General features: G+C 35.9%; 10 protein-coding genes. 5 read left to right on the top strand and 5 right to left on the bottom strand.

What is annotated here, in order from left to right; translation table 11 throughout:
* Positions 1 to 9: 9 nt before the first annotated feature.
* From Q73A0000_RS01560 to Q73A0000_RS01540, 5 genes are read right to left on the bottom strand one after another with little or no spacing between them, the layout of a single operon-like run.
* On the bottom strand, positions 10 to 981 hold the full coding sequence (locus tag Q73A0000_RS01560) for an acetylornithine carbamoyltransferase (RefSeq protein ID WP_193812339.1): 972 nt from the start codon (positions 979 to 981) through the stop codon (positions 10 to 12).
* Between the two features lie 57 nt (positions 982 to 1,038).
* A complete protein-coding gene (locus tag Q73A0000_RS01555; RefSeq protein ID WP_193812338.1) occupies positions 1,039 to 2,175 on the bottom strand; it encodes an aspartate aminotransferase family protein in 1,137 nt (378 codons plus the stop codon).
* Positions 2,176 to 2,198: 23 nt separating this feature from the next.
* Positions 2,199 to 3,161 carry an N-acetyl-gamma-glutamyl-phosphate reductase gene (gene argC / locus Q73A0000_RS01550; protein ID WP_193812337.1) on the bottom strand — a complete coding sequence of 321 codons (963 nt, stop codon included), beginning with the start codon at positions 3,159 to 3,161 and terminating at the stop codon, positions 2,199 to 2,201.
* Positions 3,161 to 4,351, bottom strand: coding sequence for an argininosuccinate synthase (locus Q73A0000_RS01545; RefSeq protein ID WP_193812336.1), 1,191 nt, complete (start codon positions 4,349 to 4,351; stop codon positions 3,161 to 3,163). Before Q73A0000_RS01545 ends, argC begins: the two co-directional genes overlap by 1 nt.
* Entirely contained in the window at positions 4,323 to 4,904 is a 582-nt protein-coding gene (locus Q73A0000_RS01540; RefSeq protein ID WP_193812335.1) for a GNAT family N-acetyltransferase, read from the bottom strand. Before Q73A0000_RS01540 ends, Q73A0000_RS01545 begins: the two co-directional genes overlap by 29 nt.
* A 279-nt stretch (positions 4,905 to 5,183) precedes the next feature.
* Here Q73A0000_RS01540 and Q73A0000_RS01535 point away from each other — a divergent pair, with 279 nt between their 5' ends.
* The 5 genes from Q73A0000_RS01535 (at position 5,184) to Q73A0000_RS01515 (ending at position 12,070) form a co-directional block, all read left to right on the top strand.
* On the top strand, positions 5,184 to 5,600 hold the full coding sequence (locus Q73A0000_RS01535) for a helix-turn-helix domain-containing protein (protein WP_193812334.1): 417 nt from the start codon (positions 5,184 to 5,186) through the stop codon (positions 5,598 to 5,600).
* Between the two features lie 138 nt (positions 5,601 to 5,738).
* Complete coding sequence (locus Q73A0000_RS01530) at positions 5,739 to 7,058, top strand: hypothetical protein (protein ID WP_193812333.1); 1,320 nt, start codon at positions 5,739 to 5,741, stop codon at positions 7,056 to 7,058.
* Positions 7,059 to 7,209: 151 nt separating this feature from the next.
* Positions 7,210 to 8,757: an MFS transporter gene (locus Q73A0000_RS01525; protein WP_410504138.1), complete on the top strand. Its 1,548-nt coding sequence runs from the start codon at positions 7,210 to 7,212 to the stop codon at positions 8,755 to 8,757.
* A 46-nt stretch (positions 8,758 to 8,803) separates the two neighbouring features.
* Complete coding sequence (locus Q73A0000_RS01520; protein ID WP_193812331.1) at positions 8,804 to 9,031, top strand: DUF6814 family protein; 228 nt, start codon at positions 8,804 to 8,806, stop codon at positions 9,029 to 9,031.
* Between the two features lie 339 nt (positions 9,032 to 9,370).
* The gene (locus Q73A0000_RS01515) at positions 9,371 to 12,070 is read left to right on the top strand and encodes an ATP-binding protein (protein WP_193812330.1); all 2,700 of its coding nucleotides are present in this window, start codon (positions 9,371 to 9,373) and stop codon (positions 12,068 to 12,070) included.
* Positions 12,071 to 12,111 lie beyond the last annotated feature (41 nt).

The following is a 12,111-nucleotide window of genomic DNA, read 5'->3' as shown; positions in this document are numbered from 1 at the left end:
AATTCTATTTTACGATGACAATTCATCTAAAATTTCACTGAAAACAGTTTGTGCTGAAAAGATTCTATTTTTCGCCTGTTGATAGATAATTGAATTTTCACTATCCATCACTTCATCGCTCAATTCTACATTTCTACGAACTGGTAAACAGTGCATCACTTTCGCCTCTCTTGTAAATTTCAATTTTTCCTGCGTTAACATCCAATTGCCTTTAACTTCCGGGATTGCAGCATAATCTTCAAATGAAGACCAGTTCTTTACATAGACAAAATCGGCATCTTTTAAGGCTTCATTTTGATCATGAAAAACAGGAGTGTTTTTTACAAATTTCGGATCTAAATCATAACCTTCCGGATTGGCAATTACCAAATCGACCTCCATATTTTGCATCCATTCAGCAAAAGAATTGGCAACGGCGTGAGCAATCGGTTTAATATGTGGCGCCCAAGTTAGAACGACTTTCGGCTTGCGATTCATCGTGAGCCTGTCGAACGGCCAATTTTCAGTGATGGTAATACAATCTGCAAAACTTTGCAAAGGATGTCGCGTTGCGGATTCCAAAGAAATAACCGGAACTTTTGCATATTTCAGAAACTGTGATAGAATGCTTTCATTCACGTCATCTTCCTTATTCTGCATTCGAGCAAAACAACGCACCGCAATGATATCGCAATATTGATTCAGAACCTCGACCGCATCCTTAACATGCTCCACGGTTCCGCTATTCATGACCGCTCCATCTGCGAATTCAAGATTCCAGGCTTCCTGCGATGCGTTTAAAATAAGAACATTTAAGCCCAAATTTTGCGCAGCGATTTGACTGCTTAATCTGGTTCGTAAACTGGAGTTCAGAAAAACCAGACCGATTGTTTTTGCTTTTCCTTTATTCGGCTCTGCTAAAGGATTTTCTTTAATCTCAAGCGCTTTTTTTATCATGGATTGAAGATCATTAATATCTTCTACTGATGTGAAATTTTTCATTGATTTTATATTTAAAATTTGCCTTTTAGCAATTGTGATAGACCTTAAAAAACGCTACTAATTTTGAAGAACAGATTTTAAAGCGTCGATGAAAATATCGGCTTCTTTTTCTGTAATATTGAGCGCCGGAAGAATTCTTAAAATATTTGCATCATTTGAATTTCCCGTGAAAACATGATGTTTCCTCAATAAATTGGAGCGAATTTCTGCACAAGATTGATCCAGTTCAATTCCCATCATTAAACCTCTGCGCCTGATGGACTTGATATGGTTAAAGTCCCGAATTTTAGATTCAATATAAGCGCCTATTTTTTCTGAGTTCTCAATTAAATTTTCATTTTTAATGACGTCCAAAACTGCAATTCCGGCAGCACACGCCAAATGATTTCCACCGAAAGTAGTTCCCAATAAACCATTACTGGCTTTAAATTTTGGACTAATCAAAACGCCACCAATCGGAAAACCATTTCCCATTCCTTTCGCCACCGTAATTAAATCGGGTTGAATATCAAATTCCTGATGCGCGAAAAATTTCCCAGAACGTCCATAACCGGATTGCACTTCATCCATAATTAAAATCACCTCATTTTCAGAACAGAGATTTTTAATCGTGAGAATCATTTCTTCTGTTGGTAAAATAATTCCGCCAACTCCTTGAATACCTTCGATAATTACAGAAGAAATTTCACCTTGATGATTGGCGAACAATTGGTTTAACTGGTTCACATTATTCCATTCACATTTAATAAAACGTTCTGAAAAATTAACCGGCGCAACAATTTTAGAATTATCGGTAACAGAAACTGCAGCAGAAGTGCGACCATGAAATGAACCAGAAAAATAAATTACCTTCTTTTTTCGGTTGTGGAAAGAAGCGAGTTTCAAAGCATTTTCATTTGCTTCGGCACCAGAATTACAAAGGAAAAGCGAGTAATTTTGATATCCTGAAATTTCACCCAACTTTTCTGCTAATTCTGTTTGTAAATTATTATGAACAGAATTCGAATAAAAGGAGATTTTCTCTAACTGCTCTTTCAGTTTATTTTGATAATAAGGATGATTATGACCAATCGAAATCACAGCATGACCACCATAAAAATCAAGGTATTTTTCACCTTTATCATCCCAAAGAAAAGAACCTTCCGCTTTTACAGGATTGATATTAAATAAAGGATATACTTGGAATAAATTCATTTTAACTTTCTTAATAATACATTTTAAAATGCAATAGGTTTTAACTGAAGACCGGTGTTTTCTGCCCAATCCATGACGATATTCATATTTTGAACGGCTTGTCCCGAAGCACCTTTTAATAAATTATCAATTGCGGAATGAACCACGATGGTTTCATTATTTTTTTCAATATGAATCGCACATCGATTGGTGTTAATGACTTGCTTCATGTCGATTGGTTTTTCTGAAATGGTAACAAAAGGAGCATCTTTATAAAAATCGCAATATTTTTTCTGAATTTCATTTAAATCCAAATCACATTTAATGATAGAACTGGTAAAAATTCCTCTGACAAAATCACCGCGCCACGGAACAAAATGAAGTTCGATTTCCTTTTCATTAGATAGATTCAAGGATTTCAAAACCTCATCTACATGTTGATGCGTTAAGGTTTTATAGGCTGAAATATTATCATTACGCCAGGAAAAATGAGTGGTCGATTGCAAAGATTGTCCTGCTCCAGTCGAACCCGTAATTCCTGTGGTATAAATGTCTTTTAGCAATTTTTCTTTTGTTAGAGGCAATAATGCCAGTTGAATCGCGGTGGCAAAACAGCCTGGATTTGCGATACTTTTGGCAGATTTTAATTCATTTTTAAAAAGTTCCGTTAAGCCATAAATGAAATTTCTGTCCTGAAAATTATTTTCTAATCTGAAATCATTTCCTAAATCGATGACCAAAACATCTTCTTTTACAGGATTTTCAGTTAACCAATTTCTGCTTTCCTGATGAGGCAAACACAGAAATAAAATATCAACTTCTTGAATTTGATTTGTTAAAGTCATTTCGCAAAGTGAAATCAAATCCGGATAGATTTCCGAAATCTTCATTCCAGCATTCGAACGGCTGTATAAAAATTGGAGTTCAACTTCCGGATGAAATGCCAATAAGCGAACGAGTTCGCTTCCGGTGTAACCATTGGCGCCAATTATTCCGACCGACTTCATTATGATTTATTAATTTGATGATAAATCGACAAAGAGTTGCTGAGAACTTTGGTAAAACCTTTCACATCTTCGCCAGTCCAGGCAAGATTTGCTTCACCATAACTTCCAAATTTAGATGACATTAGATCATTTTCAGATTCAATTCCATTCAAAACAAAACGGTAAGGATGAAGCGTTAAAAATACTTTTCCGTTCACGGTTTTTTGAGAATCATTTAGAAAAACTTCAATATTTCTCATCACAGGATCCAGAAAAAGCGCTTCATGAAGCCAGTTTCCGTACCAATCTGACAATTGAGATTTAATCGTTTGCTGGTATTTCGAAAGCGTATGTTTTTCCAATAAATGATGCGCTTTAATGATAACGGTCGCCGCTGCAGCCTCAAAACCAACGCGGCCTTTAATCCCAACAATCGTATCACCGACGTGAATATCACGGCCAATTCCATAAACTGAAGTCAGCTCTTCAATTTTTTGAATCGCCGCAACTGGATGAGAAAACTTTTCTCCATTTACACCAATGATTTCTCCTTTTTTAAATTTGATTTCCAAATCAGAAGGTTCAGTTTTTACAACTTGAGAAGGAAAAGCGTCTTCAGGCAAATTATATTTGGACGTCAACGTTTCTTTTCCTCCCACAGAAGTTCCCCAAAGTCCTTTATTAATGGAATATTTCGCTTTCTCAAAATCCATTTCATAACCGTGATTTTTTAAGAATAAAATCTCCTCATTTCTTGACAAAGACAAATCCCGAATAGGCGTAATAATTTCAACGCCAGGACACATAATCTGAAAAATCAAATCAAAACGAACCTGGTCATTTCCGGCTCCCGTACTTCCGTGAGCAATTGCTGTTGCTCCAATTTCTACAGCATATTTTGCGATATTTTGTGCCTGAACAGTTCTTTCTGCACTCACCGAAAGTGGATACGTATTATTTTTCAGAACATTTCCGAAAATCAAATACTTCACACATTCATTATAATACGATTCAACAGCATCGATAAAAGTGTAGGAAGTCACGCCTAATTTTTCTGCTTTCAACTTTAACTCTTGCTCATCTTCCTTCGAAAAACCTCCAGTATTAACGGTTACTGCATGAACATCGTAACCCAAATTTTCAGTCAGATATTTCGCACAATACGAAGTATCTAAGCCTCCACTAAATGCTAGTACTACACTTTTTTTCATCTTTTTCAACTTTGATTTGTTCATTATCATTTTTCGGCACAAAAAGCATTGCGGTACAAAGACAATTTTGTCGATTTTTGCTCATTAAAATTTCGTAGTTCACACAGGTTTTGCAGCCGTTCCAAAACTCTTCGTCTTGCGTTAATTCTGAATAGATTACAGGTTTATACCCAAGTTCAGCATTAATTTTCATCACCGCCAATCCCGTGGTTAATCCAAAAACCTTCGCATTCGGATAGCGTACTCTGGACAGTTCAAAAACTTTTTCTTTAATTAAAGTGGCATATCCTAAATTCCTGAATTTAGAGGAAACGATTAAGCCAGAATTGGCGACAAAAGTGCCGTGCGACCAGGTTTCTATATAACAGAATCCTACCCAGGTTCCGTCGTCTTCGAAAGCAACTACTGCTTTTCCTTCTAATATTTTTTCACAGATATATTCAAAGGAACGCTTTGAAATGCCAGTTCCCCGTTGCTTGGCAGAATCTGCAATTTCCAGTTGTATTTCTTCTGCGTATTTCAAATGTTTATCTGAAGAAACTTCTATTTTCATTTATTTATAACTTTTAAAGTGGCAAATTTAAGATAAAAAATCTTTAAAAAACAAATAAAACAACAATTAATTACTTTTTAAATTTAATTGTAAAGATTTTTAAACCAAACAATTCAAAATTAAAGGATATTATATCTGCGAAAAATCAATTTGAAATTTTGGAATGAAATAGGGTTTTCTGTGATTATATTTGTATTTCAACAAGAAAAATTTAAAATAGTTGTGTTTTTAATTAACAAAATTGCTAATTTGATATATATTTGCTAAAAAGATATAGTTATGCCAAATTCCTGTCCGAAATGCAATGAAAAGAATATCGTTAAAAGTGGTATTATTAAAGAGCGTCAAAGGTTTTTATGCAAAGACTGCAATTACTATTTCACCGTTAAGAAACTGGGGAAACAGATTGACGATTACGTGGTTACAAAAGCGCTTCAACTTTATTTGGAAGGTTTGAGTTATCGTGAGATTGAAAGGATTATCGGCGTATCGCACAACACGGTCAGTTCCTGGATTAAGAAATACAATATCACCCGTCCGCCACATTCTGATTTTCATCCGGTGTATAAAGTTTTTAAACAAAATGAACTTTTAGAATACATGTCAACAGAGGAAAATTTAAAAGGTTCAGGCTTGGTCATCACGGAGTTTGGCGATAAATACATGATGATTAAATGGGAGCGATTTAAGAAATAAAAGCACTCCTATTTTTCTTTTCTTATAGTATAATTTCAGTAACTATATTCATTACAATGATATATATTAAATTTCTTCAATTAAATTTTTAGTTTCAATTTCGTTTCAACAAAAAAACAAACTAAAAATTATTAATCTATGAAGAAATCAACTGTTTTGTTAGGAATCGTTTCTTCTCTACTTTTCTCAAACTTATTGCTAGCGCAAGAAACTCCCTCTAATGAAGATCTTCTAAAAAGAATCGAAGCATTGGAAGCAGAAAAAGCAAAGCCGAAAGAATGGGACGCTTCCTTCTATGGCTGGGTTCGAACGGAATATAATTTCGACAGCAGACAATCTGCGTACTCGCGAGAAATGCAACTTAACCTTTATCCACTCGATGAAAAATTAGATGCAAATGGAAAAGACATCAATGCTGCTGGAGGAAGTAATTTTTTAGCAATCACTTCCAGAGTCGGAATTCGATTTAAAGGTCCAGATGTTTGGGGCGCGAAAGCTACCGGAAATATCGAAGCCGATTTCTTTGGAAACACAGAATTAAATAAAACCTCTGCGGGAAGTGGAAGTACCGGATTAATGAGACTTCGTCACGCGACCGCAACTTTAGCCTGGCCAAAAACTGCAGTTACTTTCGGACAAACCTGGTATCCTTCAGTTGTTCCTGATGTTTTCCCTGGCGTTGCCAACTTTAATTCTGGAATCATTTTTAATCCATTCGGTTGGGCAGGTCAAATTAAAGTGGCTCAAAAATTAACTCCGGAATTAACTTTAAGTCTTGTGGCTTATAAAGACAGAGAGTTCCAAACTGCAAATGCGATTGGCGCTTCTGTTAACAGTGCGACTTTTAATTCTTCTATTCCCACGTTCCACGGACAATTACAATACAAAACAAAAACAGTTACGACCGGATTTGGTGCAGAATATCAATCCTTGAAACCGGTTATTGAATCGGCAGGTTTAGTATCGAATGAAAAAGTAAATTCTGAAATGTTCTTCGGTTACTTTAAATATGCCAACGATAAAATCATTACCAAACTTTACGGAATTACAGGTGGAAATCTTCATCATTTAGTAATGCTCGGTGGTTTCGCAGGTTACACAGAACCAAACGGACAGGAATCCTACAAACCAACTAAAACTTCAGCGTTCTGGGTGGATGTTGCGAGTGCAAATCCGAAAGTGGCTCCGGGAGTTTTCTTTGGGTACACTAAAAACTTGGGTGTTGATGCAGGTTTTAAAAACCTTTACGTTCGTGGCGCTTCTGGTGCAAGAGTTCTGGACGATGTTTGGCGTGCTTCTGCAAGAGTCGATTTCAAACAAAATAAATTCAACATTTCTCCGGAAATTGAATACACCTCCGCAAAATGGGGCGATTTAAATGCCGAGGGAAAAGCCCAAAAGAACCTAAAAGATGTGGGCAATCTGCGAGCAATGGTGAGAGTGATGTATTCTTTTTAATTAAAAGAAAAACCAATTTCCCAAATTGCCCTAAACCAAATTTCACAAAATAAAAAACAAATAAATTATGGCCAAAAAGTTTAAAACGCAGGAAGAGCATGATGCTTATGTTGCGGAGAGAAACAAAAACAAAACCATTTGGGGCGTCATCATGGCTTCCTCACTTGGGACACTGATTGAGTGGTATGACTTCTACATTTTCGGAAGTTTAGCCGTGGTTTTAGCCACTAAATTTTTCCCGGCAGATAATCCAACCGCAGCCTTTTTATCAACACTTGCAACTTTTGCTGCCGGATTTGTGGTAAGACCTTTTGGGGCTTTATTCTTCGGGAGACTTGGAGATATCATTGGTAGAAAATATACGTTCCTGGTAACGCTTCTCATCATGGGTTTTTCAACGTTCCTAATTGGTTGTGTTCCAGAATATGAAACAATTGGATACGCCGCACCGGTTTTGGTTTTAATCTTAAGACTTTTACAAGGTTTAGCATTAGGTGGAGAATACGGCGGTGCCGCAACTTATGTCGCCGAATATTCGCAACCGAACCGACGAGGATACTGGACTTCCTGGATTCAAACAACTGCAACTTCAGGTTTATTTATTTCATTAATTGTAATTCTGGTAACTAAAACTTCACTTTCTCCAGAAGAATTTGACAGTTGGGGTTGGAGAGTTCCATTCTGGATCTCAATTTTAATGGTTGGTGTTTCTTACATCATTCGTCGGAATATGGCTGAATCTCCACTTTTTGCCAAAGCGAAAAAAGAAGGAAAAACTTCTAAAAATCCTTTAAAAGAAAGTTTCGGAAATAAATTTAATTTCAAATTCGTATTGCTTGCTTTATTTGGAGCTGTAATGGGACAGGGAGTTATCTGGTACACCGGACAATTCTACTCCATGAGTTTTATGCAGAAAGTAATGAATATTGAATCTGCACAAGTTGATACGATGATGGCTTTAGCGCTTTTTGTGGCCACTCCATTGTTTGTACTTTTCGGTTGGCTATCTGATAAAATCGGTCGTAAACCTATTATGATGATCGGAATGTTATTGGCGATTATCGCTTACCGACCAATCTATAAAGCAATGTACAACTCTGTAAAAATCGAAAGCAAAGTCGTTGCTAAAAACGGATTAACAGAAAAGAGAACCGTTAAAGTTCACGCAAAAATTCCAACAGACAGTTTGATCACGTTCCATCAGGAAAAAGTATTTACAGACGGAACGGTAATGAAAAAAGACAGTATCGTACATTGGTCAGCAGCCGGACCAAGCATGGTTAATGGGAAACCTGAAGAACCGCTTATCAAACAGGCGATTACGGTAAATCCGGACACCAGATGGTTACTCATTGTTTTAGTATTTATACAGGTTGTTTTTGTGACCATGGTTTACGGACCTATCGCAGCGTTCCTGGTAGAAATGTTCCCACTGAAAATTCGGTACACGTCGATGTCATTGCCTTACCACATTGGTAATGGAGTGTTTGGAGGACTGCTTCCGGCAGTTGCAACTTATCTCGTCGTCTCCGGAAAAAGTGCCGGACATTCCGAATGGTATCTCGAAGGATTATGGTATCCAATCGTAGTCGCCGCAGTCTGTTTGGTTATCGGAACCCTTTACTTAAAAACAAAAAATAAAAGTTTAGAAGAAGATGAATTAGTAGAAGAACCAGAGGTTGAAAATCCCGTAGTTTAAAACGCATCATCTTTCAAATTTTCAGTAACTTTAAAAAACAAAAAAAATGGATCAAGTAAAAAAAATATTAGGAATTGTCTGGATGCTTTTAGCAGTGGTAGTCGCCTACTACGGTTTAAGTATGTTTGGAATTCCGAAAATTATGTCGGACAAACAAGAAGACAACGTATTTGGCTGGATCATCCTCACCGTACTGATGCCGATCATCGTGGGTGGTTTAGCAATCTTCGGTTGGTATTCTTTTACAGGAGAATATTCCGACGATAAATTATAGTACAATTTAAAATTAGGAAACTAACGGGAAATTCCTTTCCCGTTGTTTTCTTTTAATTATTAAAATGAAATCGTCAATTATAAATTTTCTAAAAAAATCAAAATGGCGATTAGACGATTCCATATGACTTTTAAGTTCAATAGAAACTTCATATGAAAAAGAGACATCAACAAAAACTGATTATTTTAAGTATTGCATTGTTTATTTTATTCAATGCGCCGGTTTTGCTTTTGTTCAACAGTTCACAAAAATTAATTGGCTTGCCGATTATTTATGTTTATATCTTTTTTGTTTGGGCAGCCTCATGTCTCACTTCATTTATTATTTTCAAAAAATTCCATGAATAGTTATTTGCTTTTTGCACTGGTTGTCCTCTATCTGGGTCTTCTGTTCTTTATTGCGTATTTCGCGGAGAAGAGAAGAAGCAGTTTTTGGGTAAACAATCCGTACGTTTATGCACTTTCTCTGGCAGTTTACTGCTCGGCCTGGACGTATTATGGAAGCATCGGTGTGGCAGCAAATCAGGGTTTAGAATATATGGCGATCTACATCGGTCCCATTATTATTATTCCAGCCTGGATTTATATCAATTCAAAAATCATCCGAATTTCTCGGGTTAATAAAATCAGCAGTATCGCAGATTTCATTTCTTTGAGATACGGAAACAGTCGTTCCTTAAGCGCTTTAATTGCTTTGGTTTGTATGTTTGCGATTATTCCTTACGTCGGTTTACAGATAAAAGCGATCTCGGAAACCTTTCATTTAATAACAGAAACGGATCAAACTACGAATATATTTTTCGATTCGGCAACTTACGTTGTTTTAATAATCGCCTTATTCTCCTCTTATTACGGAACAAAATATGTGGATGCTTCGGAAAAAAGACTTGGAATTATTTCTGCCGTTGCGGTTGAAAGTTTCTTAAAATTAATTTTCTTCATCATTCTCGGAATCTTCGTGGTTTACGGCGTATTTAATGGTTTTGAAGATATTTACAACCAAGCCGAAAAGCTACCGGACTTCGCAGCCAAAAACACCTTTAACGGTTTAGAAGGCGGATTCAACTGGTTCTTAATGTCGATGCTGTCGATGTCGGCGATTTTCCTTTTGCCAAGACAATTTCACACCGCGATTATCGAAAACAGAAAAGAGAAACACATCAAAACTGCAATTTGGCTGTTCCCTTTATATCTTTTGATTTTCAACTTCTTCGTGTTCCCAATTGCCTGGGGCGGAAAGATTTTATTTTTTGGTGAAGATGTAAATCCCGAACTCTACTCTATTCTCATTCCACAGAAATTTGGAAATAAGATCATTTCAACAATGGTTTTCTTCGGTGGATTAAGCGCCTGTATTTCGATGATTATTATTTCGAGTATTTCATTGTCGATTATGCTTTCCAATAACATCATTATTCCTTACGGATGGCTGGATCGGTTTAAATTTGGGTCGGAAACAAACAACACCAAAAACATTGTTAACATTAGAAAAATCAGTATTTTCTTATTGATTTTGGTTAGTTTTATATTTTATAAATATTTTATATTAGGCAAAAGTTTATTCAGTATAGGTTTGGTTTCTTTTGTACTAATCGCACAATTAGCACCTTCTTTTTTCGGCGCGATATTTTGGCGACGTGGCACTTATTTAGGTTCGATGACTGGAATTATTGTGGGAGTTCTTATTTGTTATTTAGGTTTGGTCTTACCAAGTTTTTCTGAAAATTACCAACAAAGCACTTTCTTCAATCACGGTTTCTTCAGTTTTTTTAATATTCCTTATTTATCGCCAATTCCACAGATTTTCTTCTGGAGTCTTTTAGTTAATGGACTTTTATTTACCATCATTTCGGCAAATACTATTTCAGATTATCGCGAAAGAAATTATGCTGAAATTTATGTAGACATCAATGATTACATTCAAAATCATGAAAACGCTTACATCTGGAAAGGAACGGCACACGTGTCAGATATTCAAAAGATTTTAGTAAAGTTTCTTGGCGAGAAAAAGACAGAGCAAGCCCTGAAAATTTTTAATTTAAAATATAAAATTACCAACGACAGTGACACTGCAGATTCCCGTTTCATTAAATTTTCTGAAAACCTTTTAAGTGGAAGAATTGGTACTGCTTCTGCAAAAATTTTAATTGAAGGTGTAACCAAAGAAGATAAAATTTCACTTCCGGAAGTTTTAAAAATTTTGGAAGAATCAAAGGAAAATATTTCTATTAATAAACAATTAAGCGAACAATCCTCGCAGTTATTGAAACTCTCTGACGATCTTCAAAACGCCAATAAAAATCTGATTGTTAAAGACAAACAAAAAGATGAATTCCTCGATAGCGTTGCACACGAACTTCGCACACCGCTGACAGCAATTCGTGCAACCAGTGAAATTCTTTTGGATGATGAAGAAATGCCGGCAGAATTAAAGAAGGATTTCCTGGAAAACATCATTTCAGAATCAGATCGTTTGAGTGAAATTATTAATGATATTCTTTACCTGGATAAACTGGAGACGGGAACTATTCCTTTAAATATTCAGTCCTTTAATATCATTGAAACTTTCCGTAAATCAGTGAAACCATTGCTTCACCTTTTTGAACAAAGAAGTCTGCATCATTCGGATGTCAATCTTTTAGAAGATGAAATCTTTGAATATGATGAACCCAGAATGATTCAGGTTTTTCAAAATATTTTAGGAAACGCTTTGAAATTCACGAATGAACAAGGAATGATTCAAACGAAATTTCAGAAACAGGAACACCAATTAAAGATTTCCATCTTCAATACCGGAAAAATAATTCCGACCGAAGATCTGGCCTTCATCTTTGAAAAATTCTACCAGTCAAAAAATCAAAATCTGCAAAAACCAACAGGAAGCGGACTAGGTTTAGCGATTTGTAAAAAAATAATGATCGCACATGGCGGCGACATCGAAGTGAAAAATAAAGAAATTGGAGTAACGTTTGAAGTTTTCTTACCAATTAAAGAACATAACAATGAACTCGAAGAGTTTAACAACAATAGCCGTATGTGAAACGTACGGAAAAAAATAATAAAAAAAGAATCAAGAACCCG

This window comes from Kaistella flava (ex Peng et al. 2021), from assembly GCF_015191005.1.
GTDB lineage: Bacteria > Bacteroidota > Bacteroidia > Flavobacteriales > Weeksellaceae > Kaistella > Kaistella flava.
The sequence above is the reverse complement of the archived record's forward strand: the minus strand, read 5'-3'. Positions and strand labels throughout refer to the sequence as shown.

What these genes read in the sequence shown, in the direction of transcription:
- argC (WP_193812337.1), bottom strand. Translation starts at nt 3,161, where the DNA reads ATGAAGTCGGTCGGAATAATTGGCGCCAATGGTTACACCGGAAGCGAA.
- Q73A0000_RS01530 (WP_193812333.1), top strand. Translation starts at nt 5,739, where the DNA reads ATGAAGAAATCAACTGTTTTGTTAGGAATCGTTTCTTCTCTACTTTTC.
- Q73A0000_RS01520 (WP_193812331.1), top strand. Translation starts at nt 8,804, where the DNA reads ATGGATCAAGTAAAAAAAATATTAGGAATTGTCTGGATGCTTTTAGCA.
- Q73A0000_RS01540 (WP_193812335.1), bottom strand. Translation starts at nt 4,904, where the DNA reads ATGAAAATAGAAGTTTCTTCAGATAAACATTTGAAATACGCAGAAGAA.
- Q73A0000_RS01555 (WP_193812338.1), bottom strand. Translation starts at nt 2,175, where the DNA reads ATGAATTTATTCCAAGTATATCCTTTATTTAATATCAATCCTGTAAAA.
- Q73A0000_RS01525 (WP_410504138.1), top strand. Translation starts at nt 7,210, where the DNA reads ATGGCTTCCTCACTTGGGACACTGATTGAGTGGTATGACTTCTACATT.
- Q73A0000_RS01515 (WP_193812330.1), top strand. Translation starts at nt 9,371, where the DNA reads ATGAATAGTTATTTGCTTTTTGCACTGGTTGTCCTCTATCTGGGTCTT.
- Q73A0000_RS01545 (WP_193812336.1), bottom strand. Translation starts at nt 4,351, where the DNA reads ATGAAAAAAAGTGTAGTACTAGCATTTAGTGGAGGCTTAGATACTTCG.
- Q73A0000_RS01560 (WP_193812339.1), bottom strand. Translation starts at nt 981, where the DNA reads ATGAAAAATTTCACATCAGTAGAAGATATTAATGATCTTCAATCCATG.
- Q73A0000_RS01535 (WP_193812334.1), top strand. Translation starts at nt 5,184, where the DNA reads ATGCCAAATTCCTGTCCGAAATGCAATGAAAAGAATATCGTTAAAAGT.